Raw genomic sequence first — 25,002 nt, 5'->3', positions numbered from 1 at the left:
AGCGGCTTACTTCAGGAAGCCGTTCTGGGTCAGCCAGTCGACGGCGACGTCCTTGGCGGCTTCGCCACCGACCTGGATGCGGCCGTTGAGCGTCTGCAGGGTCGCTAGGTCGAGCTTTTCGAATACCGGCTTCAGCAGCTCTTCGATCTGCGGATTGGCCTGCAGCACCGATTCACGGATGATCGGGGCGGGCTCGTAGACCGGCTGCACGCCCTTGTCGTCGGTCATGACCACGAGGCCCGAGGGAGCGATGCCGCCGTCGGTGCCGTAGACCATCGCGGCGTTGACGCCGTTGGTCTGCTGGGCGGCGGCCGCGATGGTCGCGGCGGTGTCGCCACCGGAGAGGGTCACCAGCTGCTCGGGCTTCAGGGTGAAGCCGTAGACTTCCTGGAATTTCGGCAGCGCGGCCGGAGAGGAGACGAACTCGGCCGAGGCGGCCAGCTTGAACTCGCCGCCGCCGGCGATATAGGCGCCGAGCTCGGTGAAGGTGGTCAGCTTGTTGGCGTCGGCGACATCCTTGCGGATGGCGACGGCCCAGGTGTTGTTGGCCGGCGCCGGGGTCAGCCAGACGATCTTGTTGGCGTCGTAGTCGAGCTTCTTGGCTTCGGCATAGGCCTTGGCGGCGTCGTTCCAGAGCGGATCGTCGGCCTTTTCGAAGAAGAACGCGGCGTTGCCGGTGTATTCGGGATAGATGTCGATCTCGCCGGCGGTGATCGCCTGGCGCACCACCGGGGTGCCGCCGAGCTGGATCTTCTCGGTCACGGCGACGCCGTTGGCCTGCAGCACCTGGCTGATGATGTTGCCGAGCAGACCGCCCTCGGTATCGATCTTACTCGAAACGACGACCTGCGCATTGGCAGCCGACACCGTGAAGGCCAGCGCCGCGACCGCGCCGAGCAGTTTGGTGGAAAGCATGACGGACTCCTTGTTGCTCCGGCGCACCAATGTCCCTGCGGCCGGAATTGTCGCCCAACCTATACGGCCGGCCGCGAAAAGTCATACCTCGCGATACTAAGCCACCGGCCCTAAAGCGAAAAACTCGTCCAGTTCGGGAAGGTCGGCGAGAGAAATCAATTCCGCCATGCTGCGATCCGAGCCCAGCTCGCTCTCGATGATCTCGACCTCGACCGAGAGCGGCCGGTCGACCTCGTAGTAGGCGGCGTGGCGGCGGACCTTTTCATAGACGAAGCCCGGTACGCCGCTCGGCCGATCGCCGTGGATATCCATGGCCTGGGCCGAGAGCAGGCCTTCGAGCGCGGCGAGGCGGCGCAGGGCGCGGACCTGGCGCTCGAAGCGCTCGACCACCAGCGGCAGGAAGGCCGCTTCGTCCTCGATGCCGGCGGCGACCACCATGGCCTGCGCGGAGACCGGCACCGACATTGACAGGGCGCGAGCAAACAGCTCGCCGGCAAGCTTGATGATCGGGCCGAAACCGGTAGCGATGGCGCCGGGCGGCACGAGGTTGATCGGCAGGTTGCGACGGGCGCCGTTCGACAGCAGCACACAGCGGTTGAACGAGTTTCTCGCGGTATGCGCCAGCGCCAGCTGCGCGGTCTGGAGATAGATGGTGACGTCGAGCGGGAGCGAACCGCCCGAAGTCAGCACCTGCCCGTCGACCACCACCGGATTGTCGTCTGTGCGGCCGGTGGCAGCGAGAATGCTGCGACCGGCGATCAGCAGCGTGTCGAAGGTCGCGCCGAACACCTGCGGCATCATCCGCAGGCTCAGCGGATCCTGGACGTGGGTGGCATCGGGCCAATCCCAGCCCATGGCGTTGCGATAGAGCCAATCGCCCATGGCTGCCTCGCGCTCGGTGCCGACATGGGCGACGGCCTTCCACGGATCGCGCGACGCACCGAGCGCCCCGGCGGTGGTGAGGCTGGTGGCAAACAGCATGCGCACGGCGGAGGCGGCCGAGCGCACGGCCTCGGCGGCCGCGGCAAAGCCCACCGCATTGACGCTGATCGAGGCAAGACTGTCGCGCGGCGCCATGCGGCAGGGCATGAGGCCGGCTTCGGCGAGCGCGGCTTCCGCCGACATGCGCCGGTTCTGGTATACGGCCTCGCCGACGCCGGTGAGCACCGCGCCGATCTGGCCCATCAGCCCGATATCGGCGGTGCCGATCGAACCGGTGCGGCGGACGACCGGCACGACGTCCTTTTCGAGCAGGCCGAGATAGGCGTCGACCAGCCCGCGCGAGCAGCCGACGCGGCCGGTGAGCGCGGTGTTGACGCGAATGGCCATGGCGGCGCGGACCACGGAACTGGGGAACGGCGCGCCGGTGCCGAAGTGATGGGCGCGCACGAGGCCGAGGTTGAAGGCCTCGAGCTGTTCGGGCGACCACTCGACATCCTTCATGGCGCCGACGCCGGTGGTGGAACCGTAGACGGGTTCGCCGCGCGCGATCTTGTCCTCGAGCACTTTTCGCGCGGCATCGACGCGAAGCATCGCGTGCGGCGAGGCCGACAACGTCGTGGCGCGCTGGCCGATGCGAGCGAGGTCCCCGAAGGTCAGGGGCTTGCCGGAAAGTTCCAGGGAAAACAGGCCGGGCGCGGGTTCATGCATGTGATCCGGATTATCGGGTCGGCATTGGCGGCGCAATGGGTGGGCGGATGGGTGCAACCCCTCACCCGTCTCGGCCTGCGGCCGATCCACCCTCTCCCCGACGGGGAGAGGAATAGAGGTGATCACCGGGCAGCGGTATTCTTCTCCCCGTCGGGGAGAAGGTGGCGCGTAGCGCCGGATGAGGGGGGTTAGTGCTCGCCCGGCAGCGGATACCGCTCCACCTCGCGCAGCAGCTCGATGAACCCGTCCACCGCGGTCTCCGCGGTGATCCGGCCCTTGTCGGCGGTGGCGAGATGGGCCTCACCCGCCGCTCCCAGCGGATGGATGTCCGAGGCGATCCAGGCATAGCTCAGCATGCCGGTGGGGCGCAGGTACTTGTAGGCTTGCTCGTCGCGAGCCGCGACCGAGGGGAAGTCCTGCAGCTTGTCGGTGTTCACCAGTTCGGGCCGGAAGTGCATGACCAGCGAGGTTTCGCTGTCGCCGCCGTGGATGCCGTAGCGGTTCTCGACATCGGAATAGATGTCCTTGGGCCAGAAATGGCTCCAGCCCGCCTTCACCGCCAGCATGCCGCGCTGCACGCGCAGCTCGCGGGCGATGATGTCGAGCATCGAGACGTTGCCGCCGTGCGAGTTGACGAACACCACCTTGCGGATACCGGTGCGGGCAATCTCGAGCCCGATCTGGGTCCAGGCCTCGATCAGGTTGGTCGCCGTGCCGCTGATGGTGCCGTGCTGCCAGGTGTGCTCGTTCGACTTGCCGACCGCCTGCACCGGCAGGATGCGGATATCGAGATCGGCCGGGGCGCGTTCGACCAGGAGGTCGAGATGGCCCTGGTTGATGATGGTGTCGGTACCGACCGGCAGATGCGGGCCGTGCTGCTCGATGGCCGCGACCGGGAAGACGGCAATCGTCTTCATCGGATCGAGGCCGTGGAATTCGGTGGCGGAAAAGTCGTTCCACCAGATCTTGCGGTAGGTCATTGCTCTCTCGGGGCTCAGCCGGGCGTTGCCGCCACGGCCTCGATCTCGACCACGAATTCGGGTCGGGCGAAACCGGCGACGATCATCAGCGTCGAGGCCGGAAAAGGTTCTTCGAACAGGCCGTTGCGGACCTGCATGTAGGGCTGCAGATGCTCTCGCCCTGTGACATAGGCGTTGAGGCGGACGATGTCCTTCAATCCCATGCCGGCCTCGGCGAGAATCGCCTCGATATTGGCGAAGGCGAGCCTCGCCTGCCCGGCGCAGTCGGAGGGAATCGATCCGTCCGCTGCGATACCGAGCTGGCCGGAGACGAACACGAAGCGTGAGCGCGACGCGACTTCAACGCCCGGACTGTAGGGCGCAAAGGGCGGGTGGATGCTGGTTGGCGAAAGTGACTTATGCACAGGACCCCCGATCTATATGCTCAGCTAAGCGTCAAAAGGCTGGAAAGGAAAGCCCCTCGGCGAACGGCCTGCCCAAATCCTCGGCAGTTTTCGAACTGACGCATTTTTGGGCTTTCTTTTTTCGGAGGGGCACGAAATGAATGTTTCGGCGTGCCATCGCGGCACCAGCAGTTTGCCGACCGCCGTGGCTGGGGACAAGTCCGGGCGGAGTTCGTAACAGGGAGACTAACGATGACGGACCTCACCAAGCTCATTTCGGCGAGCATGGTAACGCTGGCACTGGGCGTGACCGGCGCGATGGCGCAGGACAAGGTGACCTTCGCCACCAACTGGCTGGCGCAGGCGGAACACGGTGGCTACTATCAGGCCGTGGCCGACGGCACCTATGCCAAGTATGGCCTCGACGTCACCATCGCGCAGGGCGGCCCGCAGGCGCCGATGCGCCCGCAGCTGGTGGCCGGGCAAATCCAGTTCTACATGGGCGGCACGACGACGGCGATCAACAGCGTGAAGGAAGGCATTCCGACCGTCACGATCGCGGCGATGTTCCAGAAGGATCCGCAGATCCTGATTTCGCACCCGGGCAAGTTCAAGGCGTTCCCGGAGCTCGCCGGCGCCAGCAAGTATATTCTCGCGGCCGACGCGCTCTCGTCCTACTTCCTGTGGATGCGGGCCGAATTTCCCGATTTCGTCGAGGAGAAATACGAGCCCTACCAGTTCAACCCTGCGTCGTTCCTTGCCGACGATATGGCGATCCAGCAGGGCTACCTGACCTCGGAGCCCTACTCGATCGAGCGCGAAGCCGGCTTCGCCCCTGATGTGTGGCTGCTCGCCGACCAGGGCTATGCGCCCTACTCGACCACCATCGAGACCATGAAGCCGTGGCTCGAGGAGAACAAGGACGTGGCCAAGCGCTTCGTCGAAGCCTCGATCATCGGATGGTACAACTACCTCTACGGCGACAACGCCGCCGGTAACGCCCTGATCAAGGCCGACAATCCGGAAATGACCGACGAGCAGATCGCCTATTCCATCGCCAAGATGAAGGAATACGGCATCCTGATCTCGGGCGACGCCGAGACCAAGGGCATTGGCTGCATGACCGACGCGCGCTGGAAGGCCTATTACGAAGAGGGCGTGAAGGTCGGCCTGTACGACGAAGGCATCGACTATACCCAGGCTTTCGACACCGAGTTCGTTTGCCAGGGCCTCGGCATGGACCTCGTGAAGTAACACGGCTATTCGAGCCATCGGCGTCGGCGATTCCGCCGGCGCCGTTCCGACCCTAACGTGGGCGACATCGCATTGACTGATACCTCACTCGCCGCCGCGCCGGCCACGAACACCGGTTCCGGTCGTCTCGTGGTGTCGATGCGCAAAGTCTCAAAACTGTTCTCGAACGGCACGCTAGCCCTCAAGGACATGTCGCTGGATGTCCAGCGCGGCGAGTTCCTGTCGCTGCTCGGCCCATCGGGCTGCGGCAAGTCCACGGCGCTTCGCATCATCGCGGGCCTGGGCGAGGCCTCGACCGGCACGATCGACTGGCCATCGAGCCAGCTCGACAATCGCGGCAAGCCCAAGGGCGATATCGGCTTCGTGTTCCAGGAACCGACATTGATGCCGTGGGCAACGGTGTTCGACAATGTCTACCTGCCGCTGCGCCTCAGCGGCGTCTCCAAGTCGGCAGCGCGGCCGCGCATCATGGACGTGCTGGCCTCGGTTGGCCTGTCGGACTTCACCAAATCCTATCCGCGCGAGTTGTCGGGCGGCATGAAGATGCGCGTGTCCATCGCCCGGGCTCTGGTAACCCAGCCCAAGCTGCTGCTGATGGACGAGCCCTTCGCGGCGCTCGACGAGATCACGCGCCAGAAGCTCAACGACGACGTGCTGCGCCTGTGGCGCGAGACCGGCATCACGGTGATCTTCGTTACCCACTCGGTGTTCGAGAGCGCGTTCCTCTCCAACCGCATCGTCGTGATGCGGGCCCGGCCCGGCCAGGTTTACACCGACCTGCCGATCAAGACCTCGCTCACCCGCGACAGCCACTACCGCACGTCCGAGGAGTATCGCGCCACCACCGACACCGTGTCGCGCGCCCTGCAGGAAGCCATCGAGATCGGAGCGGCCGGCAAATGACCGACGCAACCGCAAAATCCTCCGAAGCCGGCACCGACAGCGCCGTTGCCATCGTCGTGAGCAAGACCAGCCTCACCGAGCGCATCCTGCGCGTCGTCATTCCTATTGGCATGGTCGCGCTGGCCATCGGGCTGTGGCAGTTGCACATCACCGTCAACAACGTGCCGCACTACATCATGCCCGCGCCGGGCCAGGTGGTGGAAACGCTGTTCACCGACTGGGAGACGCTCTATCCGTCGCTGCTGGTGACGCTGCGGATCACGCTATTGGCGCTGGGACTCGCGCTGGTCGGCGGCGTCGGCCTCGCCATCATCCTCGTCCAGTCCAAATGGATCGAGCTCGCGATCTTCCCGTTCGCAGTGATCCTGCAGGTGACGCCGATGATCGCCATCGCGCCGCTCTTGATCATCTACATCAAGGATCCGCAGACGGTCCTGCTCACCTGCGCGTTCATCGTTGCCTTCTTCCCGATCCTCAGCAACATGGTCGCGGGCCTGAAGAGCGTCGACCATAACCTGCTCAACCTGTTCGAGCTGAACGGCGCGAGCCGCTGGCAGACGCTGATCCATCTCAAGCTGCCGTCGTCCCTCCCCTATTTCGCCGCGGCGCTGCGCATCGGTGGCGGGCTATCGTTGATCGCGGCGGTGGTGGCGGAGTTCGCGGTGGGCTCGGCGGGGCGCGGCTCCGGCCTGGCGTTCCGGCTGCTCGAGTCCGGCTACCGGCTGAACTACCCGCGGCTCTATGCGGCGCTGATCCTGCTGATGCTCACCGGCGTCGCCATTTTCGCGCTCACCAGCTTCATCTCCTGGCTCCTGCTGCATCGCTGGCACGAGAGCGCGCTCAAGCGGGAGAATTGAGGGTGCTGCGGCAATCAGTGCTGACTGATAGAGACGGCCCCCTCCCATCCTCCCCCATGAAGGGGGAGGTGCCTGCCGGTATGCCTGGCACGATCGAGCCGCAAGCTCGACTCTTCACCTCCCCCTTCATGGGGGAGGCCGGGAGGGCGCCGTCCGCCGGCTGCAATCCCCTCTGATGACCGCCGCTGCCCTCACCACCGGCACCGTCACTCTGACCAACGCGCATGTCCCCGCCGCCGCCATGGGGCGCATCGGCGACGGCTCGGTGGTGAAGGTCGATGTCGAGATTGCGGACGGGCGTATCGCCGCGATCCGTCCGGCTGGGTCGGCGCCGGTCACCGGCCCGGCGCATGACCTGGACAAGGGGCTGGTCCTGCCGGCCTTCGTCGATGTGCACACCCATCTCGACAAGGGCCATATCTGGCCGCGCAAGCAGAACCCGGACGGGACGTGGATGGGCGCGCTGCTCGCCGTCGGCACCGACCGCGAGAGCCTGTGGTCGGCGGCCGATGTCGAGCGGCGCTTCGATTTTTCGCTGCGCTGCGCCTATGCGCACGGGACCGCCGCCATCCGCACGCATCTCGATTCCGCACCGCCGCAGCACGAGATCAGCTGGGCGCTGTTCGAGCGGATGCGCGAGAAATGGGCCGGGCGGATCGAGCTGCAGGCCGTGGCGATCGTTGGGCCGGACACGCTGGTGAACCCAGCCGAGCTCGATGCGGTGGCCCGACAGGTGAAGGCCTCGGGCGGGCTGATGGGCGGCTCGGTGGCGGTTTATGACCGCAGCAAGGAAGCAATGCTGCGCGTGGTCGAGAAGGCCGGCGAACTCGGCATCGATCTCGACCTCCACACCGACGAAACCGGCGATCCCGATGCGCAGGCGCTGCTGCATCTCGCCGAAGCAGTGCTCGAGACGGGCTATACCGGCAAGGTGATGGCCGGCCATTGCTGCGTGCTGACGGTGCAGGACCAGCGGACGGTGAAGACCACCATCGACAAGGTGGTCGAGGCCGGGATCGCCATCGTCTCGCTGCCCATGTGCAACATCTACCTGCAGGATCGCGAGAACGGGAACGGCGCGGTGCGCACCCCGCTCCGTCGTGGCGTCACCCTGCTCAACGAGTTCAAGGCCGCCGGCGCTGAAGTGGCCATAGCGTCGGACAACACGCGCGACCCGTTCTATGCCTATGGCGACCTCGACGCGGTCGAAGTGTTCCGCGAGGGCGCGCGCATTTTGCATTTCGATCACCCGCAGGATGCGGCGTGGGACTGGGTGCGGGCCATCGGTTCGGCGCCCGCTGCGCATGCCGGCTTTGCCTACAAGGCGGTGATCGCGCCCGGCGCGCCGGCCGATCTCGTGTTGTTCCGCGCCCGCAGCTGGACCGAACTCAATGCCCGCCCGCAGATGGACCGCATCGTCCTCCGCAACGGCCGGGCGATCGACACCACCCTTCCCGATTACCGCGAACTCGACGACCTGATGGAGTAACCCCATGGACATTGCCGCTTTCCGCGCCGCGCTCGGCGATATTCCGGTGCAGGACAACCCGCGGATCGTGCAGCAGAAGAGCCGCGACCACTACTGGTACTCGCCGCGCCTCAAGCAGCAGCTCGAGGGCGTGACGGCCGAACTCGTGGTGTCGCCGCGCAGCGTGGACGAAGTCGTCACCGTGCTGCGCGAGGCGTTCAAGCACGAAGTGCCGGTCACCCCCCGCGGCGCCGGCACCGGCAACTATGGGCAGGCCATGCCGCTGTCCGGAGGCGTGATGCTCGACCTGATGAACCTCAACAAGGTGATCAAGATCGAGCAGGACCGGGTGCGCGCCGAGGCCGGCGTGATCCTCGAACAGCTCGACGAGCAGACCATCCACGCGGTGAATGGCGAGCTGCGCTTCCACCCCTCGACCTATCGCATGGCCTCGCTGGGCGGCTTCATCGCCGGCGGTTCGGGCGGGGTCGGCTCGATCCGTTGGGGCGGCTTGCGCAACTTTGGCAACATCCTCGGCCTCAAGGTCGTCACCTGCGAGGCCGAGCCGCGGGTGCTGGACCTCACCGGGCCGGACATCCTCAAGGTCGCGCATGCCTATGGCACCAACGGCATCATCGTCGAAGCCGAGATGCCGCTGACGGCGCATTACGACTGGGTCGACATGATGGTCGGGTTCGACTCGATCATGGAAGCCTGCGCCTTCGCCGAGCAGGTGGCGCTGCAGGATGGCCTCCTCTGCAAGGAAATCTCGCCGGTCGCGGCGCCGGTGGCGCATGATTATTTCAACCGCCACCGCCCCTATATCCGCAGCCGCGAGCAATCGGTCGTGCTGCTGATGGTGGCGCCGGCGGCAGTGCCGGCCATGGTCGACTTCATCGGCTTCCACGAGGGTGACCTGCTGGTGCGCACCGACACCATGGCGCCCGAGGAGAAGGCGAAGCTGCCACCGATCTACGAGCTGGCCTGGAACCACACGACGCTGCGCGGGCTGAAGATCGACCCGACCATCACGTACCTCCAGACCCAGTACCCGGACCTCGAGCACGTGAAGTGGGCGGTCGAGACCTTCGGCGACGAGATGCCCATGCATATCGAGATGACGCGCTTTGACGGCCGCGTCGTGTTCTCGGGCCTGCCGATCGTGCGCTACAGCTCGGAAGAGCGGCTCGAGGAGATCATCAAGCTGCACGAGGCCAATGGGTGCCTCGTCTTCAACCCGCACCGCTACACGCTCGAAGAGGGCGGCATGAAGCGGACCGACCGGGCGCAGCTGGCCTTCAAGAAGGAAGCCGACCCCAAGGGTATCCTCAACCCGGGCAAGATGATCGCCTGGGACGATCCGGACTTCGATTTCGAGTCCGGCCGCACGTGGCTGTTCACCGGGCTCTACACGCTGGGCAACGCGCAGACATGAAGGTTCTGGTCGTCCACGCCCATCCGGTCGAAACCAGCTTCAACCGCGCGCTGTTCAAGACGGTGTGCGAGACACTGCGAACCAAGGGCGACGAGGTGGATGCCCTCAACCTCTATGACGAAGACTTCCGGGCGGCGATGAGCGCTACGGAGCGGCTCGAGTATCACGACGTGCCGGGGAACCTGACGCCCGAGATCAAGCCCTATGTCGACCGCCTGCGCGCCTGCGACAAGATCGTGTTCGTCCACCCGGTGTGGAACTACGGCTACCCGGCAATCCTCAAGGGCTATTTCGACCGCATCTTCCTGCCCGGCGTCGCTTTCGTGCTCGAAGGCGGCGACACGCCCGACAAGGGCAAGCTGATCCCGGGCATGAAGAATATCCGCAAGGTCGCTTATGTCACCACCTATGGCGGCGACTGGTTCCGCACCAAGCTGATGGGCGACCCGCCCCGCACCCTCGCCATGCGCTGGGCCTGGGCGACGTTCGGCACGCTGATGCCGCCCAAATACATCGCGCTCTACGACATGAACAACCAGACCGAGGCCGGGCTGAAGGGATTCATCGAGAAGGTGAAGCGCGCGATGGAGCGGTTCTGAGGGTACGCGCCGCACCCCCTCTCTTGCGAAAACTAAGGACTTAGCTGCGCCAAGATCCAAGTTTTCGCTTTCTCCCCCGCCAAGGGGGAGAAGCCTTCCTCAAGCATCAGCGCTTTCAGCAACGCACCCTCTCCCCCCTGGCGGGGGAGACGCGAGACTTGCGAGCGCAGCGAGCTAGTCGCAGCAGAGAGGGGGTTCGGGAGCCACCGTGCGCCACCGAAAGGCCGGTGAATGTAGCACCCAGCCCCTCCGGCGGACCGACGAGACGGGCACCTGCCGATCCCGATGCTGCCTCAAATTCCTCGTTGCGACGAGGCGCCCAACGCCCGCGCCAATGCTGCGATGCGTTGCCGTTCCACGCCGGGCTGAACGCCGATATCGGCCAGCAGCCTGTCGTCGCCGATTTCACGATACATCCGGGCTTCCCACAGCCGGCGCCGCCAGCGCCGCCGCAACAGGCGGTAGCGTGCATGGACCTGATGGAGCGGCCGCCATGTCCGGCGTGCTGCGACGGTGATGATGTCGGTACCAGTGATGCTGGCCATGTCGTCCTCCATTGCTCAGCGTGCAGCAAGGCTAGCGCAGCGAGGCGGACGATCCTGTCGGTCGGACGATGGACGCCTTGGCGTCCTCCGGATGGGGGACGCGAGGCCGGCGATATGCCCGGCAACAGCCCGTTGCGCCAAGCTGTCATCCGGCTGACACGCAACGACAGTTTCCGCACAGGAGGCTTGTGGCAACCAAGGGTTGACGCGAGGCCACACGCGTCAGCGCGGGGGGCCCGAAATTGCCCGCGCGGAGGGTCGTGCGCGACGGCGCGCGACCCTCTTTCATCTGGTTGGGGTTAAAGCACCCACCAAGCATAAACGGCGACGATAGCGACGGTCACCGACACGAAGGCCAGCGCGCCGCGGATGAAAACCTGCCAGTCGTCATGAGGCGAGAGCATGCCCGCATATTAGCGGCGGACGCATGACGGATCGCTGATCTGGATCAACAGCCGCCTGACAGCTCGACCCGATCTCTTCCGCTCTTAATACTGCGATTTTGCAGTCGGTTGTCAGCCGAACTTCCAGCCACGCTTGAACTGGTAGAACACGTGCATGCCGATCTTGGTGTTCTTCTTCATGCGCGGAGCCCAGTGCGGATAGACATAGGTCGCGTGGTAGTGGGTCGAGTAGCCGACGTCGGCGATATACTCGCGGCCGGCGATCACGTCCTTGGCGATCTGCATCGCCTGGTCCCACGGCTTTTCCTCGTTCACGCGCTCCGGAATGCCGTCGCAGGCGAAGGAGAACTGGCAGGCGTTGCGCTTGCTCTGGTTCTGGTAAACCACACCGCAGATGGTGTTGGGATAAAGCTTGTGATGCACGCGGTTCATGACCACCTGCGCCACCGCGACCTGGCCGCGATAGCTCTCGCCGCGGGCCTCGAAATAGATGGCGGTGGCCATGCACCAGACTTCCTTGTCGGAATATTTCTTGCCCTTGGCGTCGTTCACCGAGCCATCGAAAACAGTGGCCGGCAAGTCGGCGCGGGCATAGGCGAGCTTTTGCGACATCGTGAAGGGTACGGGGGTGTTGTCGCCGGCGCCGGCCATCTGGTCGATGGCGTCGAGCGCCGGGGTCGTCAGCCTGGGATCGACCGCGGCGAGCGCCACCGCCTTGTCGCCGGGCGGTGCCTTGGTTTCGGCGACCACCGGAGCGCCGGGCGCCGGCACGTCGGGATTACGCAGCGCCGCAATGCGGGCGCGGATGCCTTCGAAGCTGGAGCTGAACTCGGCCAGCTTCACCTCGGGCCGGGCCCGATCCTGCTTCAGCGCCTTGTTGGTGCCGGCGAAGCTGCCGGACATGAAGATGTCGCCGATCGAGCCAGTGATAATGACGTCGGTGCCCGAGCGGGTCAACGTCGGACGCTCGGCGACAGGCGCCGACGGCGATGCGGTGAGCGGCGACGGGGCATGCGCTGCGCCGGTCAAACCAACGAATGAGAAAGCGGCCAGCAGCATTGCTGCGGAAGCCTTGAGCACGGCGAGCTCGCGATGAGCGCGGTGCATCGGGGTGGTCCGGTAGTGGGCCATCAGTACGCTTTACTATCCACACGGGTACGCAACACGACACGCCGGCATCCCTAAAGTGTGACGCAAATGCCGAACGTCGCGATAATGCAGTCTTAGGGTTAGCCGAGCGTAAACAGACCAAATCCGGCGTCAGGATGAGCCGGATGTGGCAGGGCGAGGGCATGCCAGCGGCGCATTGACGCGGAACGGGAACTCAGGCCTTGGGGCTGCCGAGGATCACTTCCCACACCGCGACGGTGTCGAGGATGTGCCCATCCCCATCGGCAATATCGATGTAGTTGGCCGAGTGATGAGTACGGGTCCAGGTCCCAGAATCGAGCAACTCGGAAATGACGCGAACGGCTTCTGCTCGCGCTCCACCGAGATCCGCGAGTTCTATGCCGTGATCGTCAGAAACCGATCGACCACGATCAATGATATGCAAAAAAAACGTCGTCATCGGCCAGGCAGCGCATCCATCCGCCGGATACCAACTTGTGCGTAGTCCGGGCAAATCACATCACAGCGCTATGCGCCGCGATGATGACTTTCCTGTGCATATTCTGGCTCAGACTATGGGGGCGGAAAACTTTGCCGACCCGCGCGATTTGCGCATCGGCGATGCGTTTACTATCGACCGCCGGCGCAACCGCCGCGGGCGGTTACTGCGCCAGGGTCAGTCGCGCCACGGGCACGCGATAGGGACTGCAGCTGACATAGTCGATGGCGAGGCGCGCGAAGAAGGAAAGCGACTCCGGATCGCCCGCATGTTCGCCGCAAATACCGATCTTGAGGCTCGGGTTGGCCTTCTTGCCGCGATCGATGGCCATGGCGATCATCTCGCCCACGCCCTTCTGGTCGAGCGTGACGAACGGGTCGAAATCGTAGAGCCCCTTGCGCTGGTAGGCCGACAGGAAAGCCGGCGCGTCATCGCGTGAGATGCCGTAGGTGGTCTGGGTCAGATCGTTGGTGCCGAAGGAGAAGAAGTCGACATGCTCGGCGATCTCCCCCGCCCGCAACACGGCGCGCGGCAGCTCGATCATGGTGCCGAAGCTGAAGCGCTCGCGCGCGGCCGCCGGCAAGCCGGCCTGCTCGACGATGGCGTAAGTCTGGCGCTTGACCTCCACCACCTCCGATACCGTCGAGACGAACGGCACCATGACCTCGAGCGTCACCGGCTCGGACTGGTGCGCCGAGGCGACGCGGATGCCGGCACAGAGCGCCTCGATCTGCATCTTGAGGATTTCGGGATAGGTGATGGCGAGACGCACGCCGCGATGGCCGAGCATGGGGTTGATCTCGGCGACGCGGTCGAGCCGGAGCCGCAGCGCACGAACCTCGATGTCGAGCGACTGCGCCGTCTCCTCGATGTCCTCGTCGCTACGCGGCAGGAACTCGTGCAGCGGTGGATCGAACAGGCGCACCGTCACCGGGCGCCCCCGCATGGCGGTGAAGATCTCGGAATAGTCGACGGTCTGGAAGTCGACGAGACCCTTCAGCGCCTCGGCGCGATCGTCGGCATCCTCGGAGAGGATCAGGCGACGCAGCGCGACGAGACGCTCGCGCGAAAAGAACATGTGCTCGGAGCGGGCGAGGCCGATGCCCTCGGCGCCGAAATTGAGCGCCGTGCCCACCGCCTCGCCGGTCTCGGCATTGGCGCGCACATTGATGCGGCGCGAGGCGTCGGACCAGTCGAGCAGCTTGCTCATCGCGCCGCCGATGTGAGGCTGGGCCAGCGGCAGCGCGCCGAGATAGACCGACCCATCCGAGCCATCGATGGTGATGCGGTCGCCCTGGCGGAACTCGCGCTTGCCGATCTTGCAGGTCAGCTCGGCGAGGTTGACGCTCAGCGTGCGCACACCGGCCACACATGGCTTGCCGGTGATGCGCGCGACGACACCGGCATGGCTGGTCATGCCGCCGCGGGCGGTGAGGATGCCGGTGGCGGCGCGCATGCCCTCGATGTCGGTGGGGCCGGTTTCGGTGACGACGAGGATGCAGTGGCGGCCGCGCGCCTTCATGCGCGCCGCATCCTCGGCGCTGAACACGATGATGCCGCTCGCCGCGCCCGGCGAAACGCCGAGGCCGGTGGCGAGGATGGTTGCGGCCTCGGGCGAGCGCAGGCGCGGGTGCAGCATCTGCTGCAGGCGGGCGGGCTCGATGTGGGTCACGGCCTCGCGCTGGGTCCACCGCCTGCGGGTGACGCGATCGACCGCGGCCTCGAGCTCGGCGGCAGCCGAAGCGGGGGCGACGCGGGCCGAGATCAGGCGCACCAGGCCGCCTTCCACCGACACGGTGCACGAGAGCGTACGGCCGGCGGCGGCGTCGAGGCTTTCGACGAAATCCGGCGCGGCGTTCGGCAACGGGCCGAAGGGGCCGCCATTGATCGGCGCCGGCCCCAGCAAACCGGACTGGGCGTCGCGAGTCAGGAACTGGCGGACATCGCCGTCGGCCATGGCCTGGACAATGACGATCTGGCGCTCGGGGCGCGGATCGAATGCGGCGTAGGAGCCGAAGGCATCGGAGATGGCCTTGCCGAGCGGACGGGCCGGATCGACCGAATCCACCTCGCGCGCCGGCGGGCTGAGGCCCGGTCGGGCCGGCATCAACCCGGCGCTGTGGGCTGCAGCGGAGGTGCGCACCACCAGTTGCGGTGGACGGCCATCGCGCCCCACTAGGCGGAACAGCGTCGCCACCCAGTGAATGCGCAGCCGGTCGTCGGAGCTCTTGCGCTCGTCGAGCAGCGCGTTCCAGGCGGCACGGGTAATGACGATGGTCGGCACGACCGGCAGCCCTGCCCCCGCCGCCTCGGCGAGCCAGTGCGCCTTGCCCACCAGCAGGTCGCGCTGGGCCGGTGAAAGGTTCGCCTTGCCCGTCGCGGGGGCGATTGCGAACATTTCCAATGCGAGGGTCACCGGGACACCTTCCGACCAGATTTCCGAATCATATTGCCGATCAGGCGATTGGGCCGCAACAGGAGTTCTGAGCGCGTGACGCCGCAGGCTCCGAGGCTTGACTTGCCGCCCCGTTGAAAGCATCTGCTCTGATATGCAAACAAGGCCGCACTTGGACATTACGCTGTGCGCCCCACGCGGTTTTTGCGCTGGGGTGGACCGGGCCATCCAGATCGTCGAGCTGGCGCTCGAGCGCTATGGCGCGCCGGTCTATGTGCGCCACGCCATCGTGCACAACAAATACGTGGTCGATGGGCTGAAGCAGAAGGGTGCGGTGTTCGTCGAGGAGCTCGACGAGATCCCCGATATCGGCGCGCCGGTGGTGTTTTCCGCCCATGGCGTGCCGAAATCGGTGCCGGCCGGGGCGAAAGAACGCAACATGTTCTTCCTCGATGCCACCTGCCCGCTGGTCAGCAAGGTGCATATCGAAGCGAACCGGCAGTTCGAGGCCGGGCGCGAAATCATCCTCATCGGCCATGCCGGCCATGTCGAGGTGATCGGCACCATGGGACAGCTGCCCGAGGGCGCCATCACCCTGATCCAGACCGTAGAGGACGCCGAAGCGTTCACGCCGCGCGACCCGGACAAGCTCGCCTATGTCACGCAGACGACGTTGAGCGTCGATGACACCTCGGCCATCGTCGAAGTGCTGCGTCGGCGCTTCCCGGCGATCAGCCTGCCGCACAAGGAAGACATCTGCTACGCCACCACCAACCGCCAGGAAGCGGTGAAGCACGTCGCCCCGCATGTGGAGGCGATGATCGTGGTGGGGGCGCCGGAATCGTCGAACTCGGTGCGGCTGGTCGAAGTGGCCAAGCGTGCCGGCTGCGAGAATGCCGCGCTCGTCGAGCGGGCCGACAGGATCGACTGGAGCCGGTTCGAGGGGATTTCGACACTCGGCATCACCGCCGGCGCCTCGGCGCCGGAAACGCTGGTGGACGAGGTCATCGAAGCCTTCGCCCAGCGCTTCGACATTTCCGTGAGCGCCAGTGGGGAGCAGCGCGAACGGATCGTCTTCAACCTGCCGCGCGAGCTGCGCTCTCCGCAGGGAGCCACCTCACCCGCATGACCGACCTGACACTTCTCGAAACCGACCGCCTCGTGCTTTCCGGCTGGCGGGCGGACCAGATCGATGACCTCTATCGCCTGCACGGCGACCCGACCGTCGCGCGCTATCTCACCGAACACGGCCAGCCGTGGAGCAAGCAGGAGATGGACACCGCGTTGACGCACTGGATCGCCCTGTTCGACCGCCAGAGGATGGGCAAGCTGCGCGTCACCCGCAAATCCGATGGCGTGCTTGTCGGCCGCTGCGGCTTTGGCGTCGAGGGCGAAGAGGAACTGCCGGAGATCGGTTATTCGCTCTACCCGGAATTCTGGGGCAATGGCTACGCCTACGAGGCGGCGGCCGGGTTGCGCGACTGGTACTGGCGCGAGACCGACCGGCCCTACTTCATCGGCATGGCCGACGTGCGCAACGAAGCGTCGCTGAAGGTGCTGCGCAAGCTCGGCGGGGTCTATACCCATACCGGCGACAACGACCATGGCCACCACTGCGAGTGGTATCGTTACGACCGGCCGGCAGCGGCATGAGCGCAGTGATCATCCACACCGACGGCGCCTGCTCGGGCAATCCCGGCCCCGGCGGCTGGGGCGCGGTGCTGCAATATGGCGATACGGTCAAGGAGCTGAAGGGCGGCGCCCAGCTTACCACCAACAACCAGATGGAGCTGACCGCCGCCATCGAGGCGCTGAACGCGCTGAAGCGCCCGTGCGAGATCGAACTCCACACCGACAGCAACTACGTCAAGGACGGGCTGACCAAGTGGATCCACGGCTGGAAGCGCAATGGCTGGCGCACCGCCGACAAGAAGCCGGTGAAGAACGCCGAGCTATGGCAGGCCCTCGACTCCGCCACCCAGCGCCACACCATCAACTGGCACTGGGTCAAGGGCCATGCCGGCGACCCGATGAACGAGCGCGCCGACGAACTGGCCAACGAAGGCATGGCGCCATTCAAGGCGGCCAAGCGGCAGGGGTTCATGCCGCCGGTTTAGGGGGCAGCGAGCCCGTACTGTTTCGCGTCACCTTCCATGCGTTCAAGAGCGACGGCGAGGCTGCGGCGGAGATCTTCGGCCAGCTCTGGCCCGATCCTCCTCCAGCTTTGCCCGATAGCCTCGCGCCAGGCGGGGCCCCGGTCCCAGGCGGTCATATAGGCTTCTGCGAGCGCATCGGTCTGCCGCGTCTGAACCATCGCCTGCATGAGTTCTTCTGCCTGCTGCAAATCCTTGCGGCTCTTGGCGAGACCGTCGTCGTCGGTAAGTCGGCGGGACGAGACGATCAGCTTGTGGATGGCGAAGCGCTCCGGCGCCGGCACGAGCACGGGCACGCCTGGGCCGTGTAGCAGCACCGCCCGGACCGGCCGGTAGATCAGGTAATCGAGAAAGCGCAGCGGCTGCGCCGAGGTGGCACCCAGGGCCGGCATGCTGGCCGGCCGATCGGCATATTCGTCCGAACCGGTATTGGGGGTGAGGAACTCGACCTTGTAGCCGGCGCGGTTGGCATATTGCGTCGTCGTGCGGCCGTCGGCGCGATGCGGAATCTCACGGAACGTCGCATCGACCTGCCGTAGGATGTCGAGGATCGACGGCATGCTGTCGTCCACGGCCTTGGCGATCGAGTGAAACTGGGCGAAATCCGCGTCACCCGTCTGCAGGATGGCGCCGGGCAAGCGAACGCCCAGCAGTGCCGCATAGCACTGGAAGGCCACGGTGCCGATCAACACACCACGAAGGCGGAAGAAACCGGCGCCGGCCAGGACCGCGACGATATCGCCGGCCAACGGCTGCGGACGCGGCAGGTAGGCCTCACGAACAAGCGTCGCGACGAGCCGCGAGCGTGCGCGATAGTCTTCCTTCAGGTCCTTGAACTGCTCGACCCGGCGCGTGACATCCGGATCATCGACCGGACCGACATAGGTGCGCTTCTTGCTGCCCGGCTTGCCATCGTCCTTCGCGGTGTCGAAGTACCAGTAGCGCCGACCACGGCTCTCCATGCTGATGAAGCGACCGTCGAGCGAAAACTCCGTAGCGAACGCCGCATCGAGGCTGCGTTGAGCAAGCTCGGAATAGAGTACCTGGTAGCTGGGATCGATTGCTTGCATCGTTATTACCACTTTCGCGAAAATGGTAATAACATAGCTTCAAGCCCGAAGCCAGCGCTATTACCACTTTCGCGAACCTGGTAATAGCAAGCGTTATACGTAAATCGCGAATTGCTTATAACGAGGCGGTGGCGGTGACTTGGCCCCCATCGCAGGCGGGAGGATAATCTGCCCATGCGCCACACCCCGCTCGCCGCTGCCATTGCCCTCCTCGCCACGCCGGCCCTGGCGCAGTTCCCGCCGCCCGGTGTCTATGCCTGCGTCGCCGAAACCGGCGAGAACCTGGGCGAACTCAGCCTGTTCGTGGCCGGCGACTATTCGTTCAGGAATGTCGACGGCAACAGTGCCAGTGGGCAGATCGCTTCGGCCGGGACGGACGTGAACCCGCTCTCGGGACCACTCAAGGAGATGGGGCTCGCCGGCTCATTCACCACCGACGCGTCCGGCAAGACTGCCTTCCAGCTCACCGGCGCCGACGGGCTCGAGGTGACCTGCAGCTAACCCCGCGAGAATGCACAGGCATTCGCAGTCCGACGCTTCCGCGACTCCCCTGGCCACACTAGGCTCCGCGCGGGGCAAGCAATTCACCTGGGGATAGTCGTGGGCATCAATCTGTTCCTTCACTCGGTACGCCTGGTTCTTTCGGACTGGCGTAACGCCTTGCGCATTTCGGGAATTCTCTACCTCATCTACGCGGTTGTGGGCCTCGCCGTCGCCCTGCTGTTCCCGGTGCCGTCGCAGCCGGAGCAGCTCGCAGCCGCGTCCGGCGGCGTGGCGCTGACCGGCATCATTTCAGGGCTCGTCTACCTGGTGATCTTCCTCTGGCTCGCCGTCGCCTGGCATCGGTACATCCTGCTCGACGAAATGCCGACGGGCATCGTGCCGGAATTCAACGGCAGCCGGATGCTGTCCTATTTCGGCTATAGCCTGCTGATCGGCGTCGTTGTGCTCGTCATTGCCATCGCGATGGGCATCCTCACCGGGATGGCGGGGATGGTGATCGGGCAACTGGCCATCATCGTTCCGCTGATCTTCTACGTGCTGATGCTGATCGCCAGCTACCGGCTGTCGCCGATGCTGCCGGCCGCGGCCGTGGGCAAGCCCATGAAGATCAACGAGGCATGGGAAGCGACGGCCGGCGCCAACGGGGCCATCGTGGTCCTCGCCATCGTCTCGGTGATCGCAGCGATCGTGATCAACCTGCCGGCGATCGGCCTCGCCTACCTCGGCGGCTTCTTTGCCTTTATCGGCCTGTTGTGGTCGCTGGTGGCCGGCTGGATCACCATGGTGGTGGGCGTGAGCCTGCTCACCACGATCTACGGCCACTATGTCGAAGGCCGGCCGCTCTCGACCGGCTGAGGCCGCTTACTCGGCGCCGCCGCCGGCGGTCTGCAGCCAGGCGGCGCCGCATTCCTTGGCCAGTTCGCGGATACGCAGGATGTAGCTCTGGCGCTCCTGCACCGAGATCACACCGCGCGCGTCGAGCAGGTTGAAGGTATGCGAGGCCTTCACGACCTGCTCGTAGGCCGGAACGGCCATGGTCTGGCGGTTGCCGGCGGCGCCCTTCTTCAGGATGGCGCGGCACTCGTCCTCGGCATCCTTGAAGTGACGGAACAGCATCTCGGTGTCGGCCGCCTCGAAATTGTATTTCGAGAATTCCTGCTCGTTCTGCAGGAACACGTCGCCATAGGTGACCTTGTCCTCGCCCTCGCGGCCGTTGAAGTTGAGGTCGTAGACGTTCTCGACACCCTGCACATACATGGCGAGGCGCTCGAGCCCGTAGGTGATCTCGCCCGGTACCGGCATGGTCTCGAAGCCCGCCACCTGCTGGAAATAGGTGAACTGGCTCACTTCCATGCCGTCGCACCAGCACTCCCAGCCCAGGCCCCAGGCGCCCAGCGTCGGGCTCTCCCAGTCGTCCTCGACGAAGCGGATATCGTGCAGCCGGCGGTTGAGTCCGATCTCATCGAGCGAAGCCAGGTAGAGGTCCTGGATGTTGTCCGGCGACGGCTTCAGGATCACCTGGAACTGGTAATAGTGCTGCAGCCGGTTGGGGTTCTCGCCGTAGCGCCCGTCCTTGGGACGGCGCGAGGGCTGCACATAGGCAGCCTTCCAGGGCTTGGGGCCGAGCGCGCGCAAAGTCGTGGCGGTATGGAAGGTGCCGGCGCCCATCTGCATGTCGTAGGGCTGCAGGATCACGCAACCCTGCTCGGCCCAATAGCGCTGCAGCGTCAGGATCAGCCCCTGGAACGAGTTCCGAGGGTCCATGTGGGCGGGCAGAGAGGTCATCGGCTGATGGTCCGGCGTGGGAATTGCGGGCGGAACCTAGTCGGCACATCCGTGCCGGTCAACGGCCCAGCCTGTCGGCGATGATCGAGCCGGGAACAGTCAGTAGGGCGCTATGGCCGAAAGCAGCATGCGCACCAGCGCTGCCTGGGTGCGTACGCCGGTCTTGTCGAAGATGCGGTTGAGGTGGGTGCGCGCGGTGGTGGCCGAGATCGCCATGCGCCCGGCGATCTGGGTGAGGCTCAGGCCCTCGGCGACGAGCGCCGCAACACGCTTTTGGGTGGGGGACAGGCCATAGATGGTCGCGGCCATGTCGAGCTGGCGCGCGTCGAGCCCGCCGACGCCGAACACGAGCAGGATCATGCCACCACTGGCGACGATCCAGTAAACGTTCACCGGCAGCCCCTCGCCGGCCTCGACCACGATCGGCACCGCGCCCTGGTGCGACATCAGCCCGCCGTCGAGTTTCTGGGCCCAGGCGAGCGTGGCGCGGAATTTCGTGTCGATAGCGGCGTTGCGGAAGCGTAGCCGGCCAGCGCGCACGACGAGATCGTCGCTGTCGACGAGCAGCGCCTCCGCCGCCTGGCTCGTCCATAATACGGCGCCGTCAGGGCCGAGGCGGATCATCGGGTCGCCGCGCCGACCGCCATTGCCGTCGAGAAAGCCAAGCAACGCGATCTTCCACTCGCCGTCGCGACGCTCGAAGATGCGCAGCTCGTGGACGAGGCCGGGACCGACATGGCCGTCATCCTCGTAGCCGGGATAGAGCTGGTCGTAGACCGCCCAGGCGGCATCGCCGACAATGCGGATGGTGACATTCTCGATGCGGGTATCGAAAGCGAAGTCGTCGCGCCGACCGGGATGATCGCGTCCGACCCGCGCGTTCAACTCGTCCCAGCCGCGACGCACGAATACACCGCCGGCGCGCCACCAGCCCCAGCGAGTGGTGTAGGCTTCGTGCACGAAGCAGTTTCGCCAGGCGTGGAAGTCGGCGGTCCACATGGCGATGCGGTTGGCATGCATCAATGCCAGAATCGCCGCCTCGTCATCCTCCTGCGACGCCATCGACCCCTCCCCTGCGTCGCGCGCAGGATATCACGGGCATGGCGCAGGCGGCTATTCCTCGGGCGGGCGGAACTTGCCGTCCTTGTCGCGCTTCAGGGTGATGACGTCCGGACGCTGGCGCTCGCGCAGGTCGCGCTCGTGCTTCAGCCGGTCCATGGCTTTGAACTCGCCACGCCAGTCGCGCCAGATACGCCACACGCCCCAGCCGATGAGAGCGAGCAGCCCCAGGACGATGAGGATGCGTACCAGCATCGCCTAGAGCCCGAAACGGGCCCAGGCCGCGCGGTCTTCGACCTGCGCGACGACGTCGCCGGCAAAGGCACCGAGGCCGATGCGCGGCAGGGTGAAGAGCCCACGCTTGGGGGCGATGTCGACCAGTTCGACCTTCTCGCCATAGCGCGAGCGCAGCACCTCGTGGATATCGCCCAGTCCGTCGATGAGGCCGAGTTCGAGGCCCTTGAGGCCACTCCAGAACTCGCCGGTGAACAGCGTATCGTCGCTGGCCTTCAGCCGCTCGCCCCGGCGGGACTTCACCCAGTCGATGAAGACCTGGTGCACCTCGGCCTCCATGGCCTTGATGCGTTCGACGTCCTCGGCCTTCTCGGGCAGGAAGGGATCGAGCGTCGATTTGTTGCGGCCCGACGTATGCACGCGCCGCTCGATGCCGAGCTTGTCGATGGCGCCGACCAGGCCGAAGCCGGCATAGATGACGCCGACCGAGCCGACGATGGAGGACGGATCGGCGATGATCTCGTCACCGGCCGTGGCGATGAAATAGCCGCCCGAGGCCGCCGCATCCTCGACGAAGACCAGCACCTTCCTGTCGTGCTCGGCGGCCAGGTCGCGGATGCGCTTGGAAATGAGCCGCGACTGCACGGCCGAGCCGCCGGGCGAGTTGACGATGATCGCGACTGCGGGCGCCGGCTTGATGGCAAAGGCGCGCTTGAGCAAAGGTGCCACGGTCTCGATGTTCAGCCGGCCGGGGCGCTGCTCGGCGGCGATGACGCCATGCAGGCGCACCAGCGGAATGCGCGGGCCGGACTGCCCCATCTGCCGCTTCAGCCAGGACCTCAGCCCCATTGCACCCTCGCATCGTCCAATGTCGCGGGCACATGTATGTGCCCATTCGCGCGATTACCAGATGAGCCGGCTCTGCCCGCGGAAGATGGCGTCGAACTCGGGCCGAAACGCGCGGCCCTCGGGTTCATGCAGCGCCCGCGCTGCCAGCAACCGGAACGGCGCACGCGAGCCCTTGATGCCACGCACCAGCACGCGGCTCGCCGGCTCGCCGTCGCGCGGCAGCAGCGGCAGCACCGTCACTGCGCCGAAACGCTGGATGAAGGCGGCGAGCAACGCCGGCAGCGCCTCGGCGACATGGATGAAGATGACCTCGCCCTCGGGCGCGGCATGAGTAGCGGACGTCTTCACCCAGCGGTCGATGTCGGCCTCGTCCATGTGCCGCGCGCCGGCGCGGGCGGGCGAGGGCGCGGACCCCTTCCCCCGATCGAAGAAGGGCGGATTGGCGATGACGGAGGTGAAATGGTCGGCGGCAAGGCCGGCCGCCGCGCGAAGCTTTCCAGGGGCGGTGAGATCGACGCCGATGGCCTTGGCGTGCCCGCCGAACCCGTTCGTCTCGAGGTTAAGATGCGCCAGGGCGAGCATCGCCGGGTCGGCTTCGACGAGAGTTGCGTTCAGATCGGACAGGTCGGACAGCGCCACCAGTGCGGCGGTGCCGACGCCTGCGCCCAGATCGAGCAGGCGGTTCGAGGCGGCCCGCACCGACGCCCCGAGCAGGACCGAATCGAGGCCGGCGCGGAAGCCCTTCGCAGGCTGCGACACGATGAGGCGACCGCCCAAAAAGGCGTCGCGCGTCGGCGTTTGATGTTTTACAAGATCGGTAGCTTCGTCTAGGGACATCGCAACCAAGCGACGGTTCGTGAGGCGCCCGACTATAGGGCGCATGGCGGCGACCTCAAACCGGGGATTTCATGGCTTTTTCGGCGGCAGCGGCAAACGAGGCGACGAGTGCCGGCGCGCTTGACCGGCTGGTCGACATGGTTCGGCCCGGCATGGAACGCGTCAACGCCATGATCCTCGACCGGGCGCAGTCGCATGTCGAGCTGGTGCCGGAAGTGGCGCGCTATCTCATCGACTCGGGCGGCAAGCGCCTGCGGCCGATGCTGACCATCGCGGCCTCCATGCTGTTCGGCAAGGCCGACGGCAGCGAGGTCAACTTCGCCGCCGCAGTCGAGTTCATGCACAACGCCACCCTGTTGCATGATGACGTTGTCGACGAGAGCGCGATGCGGCGCGGCCGGGCGGCGGCGCGGATGAAGTGGGGCAACCAGGCGAGCGTGCTGGTCGGCGACTTCCTGCTCGGGCAGGCCTTCATGATGATGGTCGATACCGGCAACGTGGAAGCGCTGCGGGTGATCTCGCAGGCCGCGACGGTGATCGCCGAAGGCGAAGTGCTTCAGCTCGCCAAGGCGCGCGATCTTGCCGCCAGCGCCACCGACTACGATCAGGTGATCGGGGCCAAGACGGCCAAGCTGTTCGAAGCGGCCACCGAAGTCGGTGCGATGGCCGGCGGCGCCGACGCAGCCGGCCGCAAGGCACTGCGTGAGTACGGCCGCGAGCTCGGCTTTGCCTTCCAGCTCGTCGACGACGTGCTCGACTATCGCGGCGAGAGCGGGCGGCTGGGCAAGAATACCGGCGACGATCTGCGCGAAGGCAAGATGACGCTGCCGGTGATTCTCGCGCTCAAGCAGGCCACGCCCGCGGAACGTGACGTAATCGTGGCAGCATTGGGCAAGGTCGGGACGGGCGAGACCGAACTCTCGCAAGTCGTCGCGATCTTCAATCGCCATGACACCCTGGGCAAGACGATCACCCAGGCGACCGAGCATGCCTGGCGGGCTCGGGAGGCGCTAAAGGCCCTTGCCCCCAGCGAAATGAAGGCGCTGCTCGGCGACATTGCCGACTTCACCGTGGCCCGCGCCTACTAGCGGCCGTTAAGGTCGGTTAACAGTCG

General features: G+C 65.8%; 25 protein-coding genes and 1 pseudogene. 12 read left to right on the top strand and 14 right to left on the bottom strand.

The window, feature by feature from the left end; all coding sequences use genetic code 11:
• Nucleotides 1-6: 6 nt before the first annotated feature.
• The 4 genes from osmF to AC3A6I_RS05065 all read right to left on the bottom strand — a co-directional run bounded on the left by osmF (nt 7) and on the right by AC3A6I_RS05065 (nt 3,949).
• Nucleotides 7-915, bottom strand: a complete 909-nt coding sequence (gene osmF / locus AC3A6I_RS05080; RefSeq protein ID WP_487542227.1) for a glycine betaine ABC transporter substrate-binding protein OsmF — start codon at nt 913-915, stop codon at nt 7-9.
• Between the two features lie 96 nt (nt 916-1,011).
• Nucleotides 1,012-2,565, bottom strand: a complete 1,554-nt coding sequence (locus AC3A6I_RS05075; RefSeq protein ID WP_487542225.1) for an aromatic amino acid lyase — start codon at nt 2,563-2,565, stop codon at nt 1,012-1,014.
• Nucleotides 2,566-2,753: 188 nt separating this feature from the next.
• Nucleotides 2,754-3,545, bottom strand: a complete 792-nt coding sequence (locus AC3A6I_RS05070) for a creatininase family protein (protein ID WP_487542224.1) — start codon at nt 3,543-3,545, stop codon at nt 2,754-2,756.
• A 14-nt stretch (nt 3,546-3,559) separates the two neighbouring features.
• The gene (locus AC3A6I_RS05065) at nt 3,560-3,949 is read right to left on the bottom strand and encodes a RidA family protein (RefSeq protein ID WP_487542222.1); all 390 of its coding nucleotides are present in this window, start codon (nt 3,947-3,949) and stop codon (nt 3,560-3,562) included.
• A gap of 231 nt (nt 3,950-4,180) precedes the next feature.
• Between AC3A6I_RS05065 and AC3A6I_RS05060 the strand changes: the two genes are divergently transcribed.
• The 6 genes from AC3A6I_RS05060 to AC3A6I_RS05035 all read left to right on the top strand — a co-directional run bounded on the left by AC3A6I_RS05060 (nt 4,181) and on the right by AC3A6I_RS05035 (nt 10,444).
• Complete coding sequence (locus AC3A6I_RS05060; protein WP_487542220.1) at nt 4,181-5,182, top strand: ABC transporter substrate-binding protein; 1,002 nt, start codon at nt 4,181-4,183, stop codon at nt 5,180-5,182.
• A 138-nt stretch (nt 5,183-5,320) separates the two neighbouring features.
• Nucleotides 5,321-6,085: an ABC transporter ATP-binding protein gene (locus AC3A6I_RS05055; RefSeq protein ID WP_487544984.1), complete on the top strand. Its 765-nt coding sequence runs from the start codon at nt 5,321-5,323 to the stop codon at nt 6,083-6,085.
• Entirely contained in the window at nt 6,082-6,942 is an 861-nt protein-coding gene (locus tag AC3A6I_RS05050) for an ABC transporter permease (RefSeq protein WP_487542219.1), read from the top strand. Before AC3A6I_RS05055 ends, AC3A6I_RS05050 begins: the two co-directional genes overlap by 4 nt.
• Nucleotides 6,943-7,117: 175 nt before the next feature.
• Nucleotides 7,118-8,431 carry a cytosine deaminase gene (locus AC3A6I_RS05045; RefSeq protein ID WP_487542217.1) on the top strand — a complete coding sequence of 438 codons (1,314 nt, stop codon included), beginning with the start codon at nt 7,118-7,120 and terminating at the stop codon, nt 8,429-8,431.
• Nucleotides 8,432-8,435: 4 nt separating this feature from the next.
• Complete coding sequence (locus AC3A6I_RS05040; RefSeq protein ID WP_487542215.1) at nt 8,436-9,845, top strand: FAD-binding oxidoreductase; 1,410 nt, start codon at nt 8,436-8,438, stop codon at nt 9,843-9,845.
• On the top strand, nt 9,842-10,444 hold the full coding sequence (locus AC3A6I_RS05035) for an NAD(P)H-dependent oxidoreductase (protein WP_487542213.1): 603 nt from the start codon (nt 9,842-9,844) through the stop codon (nt 10,442-10,444). The genes AC3A6I_RS05040 and AC3A6I_RS05035 overlap by 4 nt, the downstream gene beginning before the upstream one ends.
• A 293-nt stretch (nt 10,445-10,737) precedes the next feature.
• Here the strand turns inward: AC3A6I_RS05035 and AC3A6I_RS05030 are convergent, their stop codons facing one another.
• From AC3A6I_RS05030 to AC3A6I_RS05015, 4 genes and pseudogenes are all read right to left on the bottom strand, one after another.
• The gene (locus AC3A6I_RS05030) at nt 10,738-10,989 is read right to left on the bottom strand and encodes a hypothetical protein (protein ID WP_487542212.1); all 252 of its coding nucleotides are present in this window, start codon (nt 10,987-10,989) and stop codon (nt 10,738-10,740) included.
• A gap of 515 nt (nt 10,990-11,504) precedes the next feature.
• Nucleotides 11,505-11,921, bottom strand: a pseudogene (locus tag AC3A6I_RS05025) (cell wall hydrolase); the annotation flags it as partial.
• 796 nt (nt 11,922-12,717) lie between these two features.
• Entirely contained in the window at nt 12,718-12,963 is a 246-nt protein-coding gene (locus AC3A6I_RS05020) for a DUF6894 family protein (RefSeq protein WP_487542210.1), read from the bottom strand.
• A 202-nt stretch (nt 12,964-13,165) separates the two neighbouring features.
• Nucleotides 13,166-15,418 carry a putative PEP-binding protein gene (locus AC3A6I_RS05015; protein WP_487542209.1) on the bottom strand — a complete coding sequence of 751 codons (2,253 nt, stop codon included), beginning with the start codon at nt 15,416-15,418 and terminating at the stop codon, nt 13,166-13,168.
• Nucleotides 15,419-15,551: 133 nt separating this feature from the next.
• On the opposite strand from AC3A6I_RS05015, the gene ispH reads away from it, so the two are divergent.
• The 3 genes from ispH to rnhA are packed head-to-tail and all read left to right on the top strand — an operon-like array spanning nt 15,552 to nt 17,514.
• Nucleotides 15,552-16,526 carry a 4-hydroxy-3-methylbut-2-enyl diphosphate reductase gene (ispH, locus tag AC3A6I_RS05010; protein WP_487542207.1) on the top strand — a complete coding sequence of 325 codons (975 nt, stop codon included), beginning with the start codon at nt 15,552-15,554 and terminating at the stop codon, nt 16,524-16,526.
• Nucleotides 16,523-17,050: a GNAT family N-acetyltransferase gene (locus AC3A6I_RS05005; RefSeq protein ID WP_487542205.1), complete on the top strand. Its 528-nt coding sequence runs from the start codon at nt 16,523-16,525 to the stop codon at nt 17,048-17,050. Before ispH ends, AC3A6I_RS05005 begins: the two co-directional genes overlap by 4 nt.
• Nucleotides 17,047-17,514 (top strand): ribonuclease HI, encoded by a 468-nt coding sequence (gene rnhA / locus AC3A6I_RS05000; RefSeq protein ID WP_487542204.1) that lies wholly within the window; start codon nt 17,047-17,049, stop codon nt 17,512-17,514. The genes AC3A6I_RS05005 and rnhA overlap by 4 nt, the downstream gene beginning before the upstream one ends.
• Here rnhA and AC3A6I_RS04995 read toward each other — a convergent pair.
• The gene (locus tag AC3A6I_RS04995) at nt 17,511-18,620 is read right to left on the bottom strand and encodes a nucleotidyltransferase family protein (protein ID WP_487542202.1); all 1,110 of its coding nucleotides are present in this window, start codon (nt 18,618-18,620) and stop codon (nt 17,511-17,513) included. The two genes, rnhA and AC3A6I_RS04995, sit on opposite strands and share 4 nt — an antisense overlap.
• Before the next feature lie 174 nt (nt 18,621-18,794).
• Between AC3A6I_RS04995 and AC3A6I_RS04990 the strand changes: the two genes are divergently transcribed.
• Together AC3A6I_RS04990 and AC3A6I_RS04985 are read left to right on the top strand one after the other, a co-directional pair.
• Nucleotides 18,795-19,121: a hypothetical protein gene (locus tag AC3A6I_RS04990; protein WP_487542200.1), complete on the top strand. Its 327-nt coding sequence runs from the start codon at nt 18,795-18,797 to the stop codon at nt 19,119-19,121.
• 99 nt (nt 19,122-19,220) lie between these two features.
• Nucleotides 19,221-19,979: a hypothetical protein gene (locus AC3A6I_RS04985; protein WP_487542198.1), complete on the top strand. Its 759-nt coding sequence runs from the start codon at nt 19,221-19,223 to the stop codon at nt 19,977-19,979.
• A gap of 6 nt (nt 19,980-19,985) precedes the next feature.
• Here the strand turns inward: AC3A6I_RS04985 and AC3A6I_RS04980 are convergent, their stop codons facing one another.
• The 5 genes from AC3A6I_RS04980 to AC3A6I_RS04960 form a co-directional block, all read right to left on the bottom strand.
• Nucleotides 19,986-20,909, bottom strand: coding sequence for a glycine--tRNA ligase subunit alpha (locus AC3A6I_RS04980; protein WP_487542196.1), 924 nt, complete (start codon nt 20,907-20,909; stop codon nt 19,986-19,988).
• Nucleotides 20,910-21,008: 99 nt separating this feature from the next.
• Entirely contained in the window at nt 21,009-21,971 is a 963-nt protein-coding gene (locus tag AC3A6I_RS04975) for a LuxR C-terminal-related transcriptional regulator (RefSeq protein ID WP_487542195.1), read from the bottom strand.
• A 51-nt stretch (nt 21,972-22,022) separates the two neighbouring features.
• Nucleotides 22,023-22,223 carry a hypothetical protein gene (locus AC3A6I_RS04970; protein ID WP_487542193.1) on the bottom strand — a complete coding sequence of 67 codons (201 nt, stop codon included), beginning with the start codon at nt 22,221-22,223 and terminating at the stop codon, nt 22,023-22,025.
• Between the two features lie 3 nt (nt 22,224-22,226).
• Nucleotides 22,227-23,051, bottom strand: coding sequence for a S49 family peptidase (locus AC3A6I_RS04965; protein WP_487542191.1), 825 nt, complete (start codon nt 23,049-23,051; stop codon nt 22,227-22,229).
• Between the two features lie 54 nt (nt 23,052-23,105).
• Nucleotides 23,106-23,810 (bottom strand): tRNA1(Val) (adenine(37)-N6)-methyltransferase, encoded by a 705-nt coding sequence (locus tag AC3A6I_RS04960; RefSeq protein WP_487542189.1) that lies wholly within the window; start codon nt 23,808-23,810, stop codon nt 23,106-23,108.
• 149 nt (nt 23,811-23,959) lie between these two features.
• Here AC3A6I_RS04960 and AC3A6I_RS04955 point away from each other — a divergent pair, with 149 nt between their 5' ends.
• On the top strand, nt 23,960-24,976 hold the full coding sequence (locus AC3A6I_RS04955; protein WP_487542187.1) for a polyprenyl synthetase family protein: 1,017 nt from the start codon (nt 23,960-23,962) through the stop codon (nt 24,974-24,976).
• The last annotated feature ends 26 nt before the right edge of the window (nt 24,977-25,002 follow it).

It is taken from the genome of Devosia sp. Soil_C_22 (assembly GCF_057657195.1).
Note: the sequence above shows the minus strand (reverse complement) of the source record. Positions and strands in the feature narration are given on the sequence as shown.

What these genes read in the sequence shown, in the direction of transcription:
- osmF (WP_487542227.1), bottom strand. Translation starts at nt 915, where the DNA reads ATGCTTTCCACCAAACTGCTCGGCGCGGTCGCGGCGCTGGCCTTCACG.
- AC3A6I_RS05075 (WP_487542225.1), bottom strand. Translation starts at nt 2,565, where the DNA reads ATGCATGAACCCGCGCCCGGCCTGTTTTCCCTGGAACTTTCCGGCAAG.
- AC3A6I_RS05070 (WP_487542224.1), bottom strand. Translation starts at nt 3,545, where the DNA reads ATGACCTACCGCAAGATCTGGTGGAACGACTTTTCCGCCACCGAATTC.
- AC3A6I_RS05060 (WP_487542220.1), top strand. Translation starts at nt 4,181, where the DNA reads ATGACGGACCTCACCAAGCTCATTTCGGCGAGCATGGTAACGCTGGCA.
- AC3A6I_RS05055 (WP_487544984.1), top strand. Translation starts at nt 5,321, where the DNA reads ATGCGCAAAGTCTCAAAACTGTTCTCGAACGGCACGCTAGCCCTCAAG.
- AC3A6I_RS05050 (WP_487542219.1), top strand. Translation starts at nt 6,082, where the DNA reads ATGACCGACGCAACCGCAAAATCCTCCGAAGCCGGCACCGACAGCGCC.
- AC3A6I_RS05045 (WP_487542217.1), top strand. Translation starts at nt 7,118, where the DNA reads ATGACCGCCGCTGCCCTCACCACCGGCACCGTCACTCTGACCAACGCG.
- AC3A6I_RS05040 (WP_487542215.1), top strand. Translation starts at nt 8,436, where the DNA reads ATGGACATTGCCGCTTTCCGCGCCGCGCTCGGCGATATTCCGGTGCAG.
- AC3A6I_RS05035 (WP_487542213.1), top strand. Translation starts at nt 9,842, where the DNA reads ATGAAGGTTCTGGTCGTCCACGCCCATCCGGTCGAAACCAGCTTCAAC.
- AC3A6I_RS05030 (WP_487542212.1), bottom strand. Translation starts at nt 10,989, where the DNA reads ATGGCCAGCATCACTGGTACCGACATCATCACCGTCGCAGCACGCCGG.
- AC3A6I_RS05020 (WP_487542210.1), bottom strand. Translation starts at nt 12,963, where the DNA reads ATGACGACGTTTTTTTTGCATATCATTGATCGTGGTCGATCGGTTTCT.
- ispH (WP_487542207.1), top strand. Translation starts at nt 15,552, where the DNA reads ATGCAAACAAGGCCGCACTTGGACATTACGCTGTGCGCCCCACGCGGT.
- AC3A6I_RS05005 (WP_487542205.1), top strand. Translation starts at nt 16,523, where the DNA reads ATGACCGACCTGACACTTCTCGAAACCGACCGCCTCGTGCTTTCCGGC.
- rnhA (WP_487542204.1), top strand. Translation starts at nt 17,047, where the DNA reads ATGAGCGCAGTGATCATCCACACCGACGGCGCCTGCTCGGGCAATCCC.
- AC3A6I_RS04995 (WP_487542202.1), bottom strand. Translation starts at nt 18,620, where the DNA reads ATGCAAGCAATCGATCCCAGCTACCAGGTACTCTATTCCGAGCTTGCT.
- AC3A6I_RS04990 (WP_487542200.1), top strand. Translation starts at nt 18,795, where the DNA reads ATGCGCCACACCCCGCTCGCCGCTGCCATTGCCCTCCTCGCCACGCCG.
- AC3A6I_RS04980 (WP_487542196.1), bottom strand. Translation starts at nt 20,909, where the DNA reads ATGACCTCTCTGCCCGCCCACATGGACCCTCGGAACTCGTTCCAGGGG.
- AC3A6I_RS04975 (WP_487542195.1), bottom strand. Translation starts at nt 21,971, where the DNA reads ATGGCGTCGCAGGAGGATGACGAGGCGGCGATTCTGGCATTGATGCAT.
- AC3A6I_RS04970 (WP_487542193.1), bottom strand. Translation starts at nt 22,223, where the DNA reads ATGCTGGTACGCATCCTCATCGTCCTGGGGCTGCTCGCTCTCATCGGC.
- AC3A6I_RS04965 (WP_487542191.1), bottom strand. Translation starts at nt 23,051, where the DNA reads ATGGGGCTGAGGTCCTGGCTGAAGCGGCAGATGGGGCAGTCCGGCCCG.
- AC3A6I_RS04955 (WP_487542187.1), top strand. Translation starts at nt 23,960, where the DNA reads ATGGCTTTTTCGGCGGCAGCGGCAAACGAGGCGACGAGTGCCGGCGCG.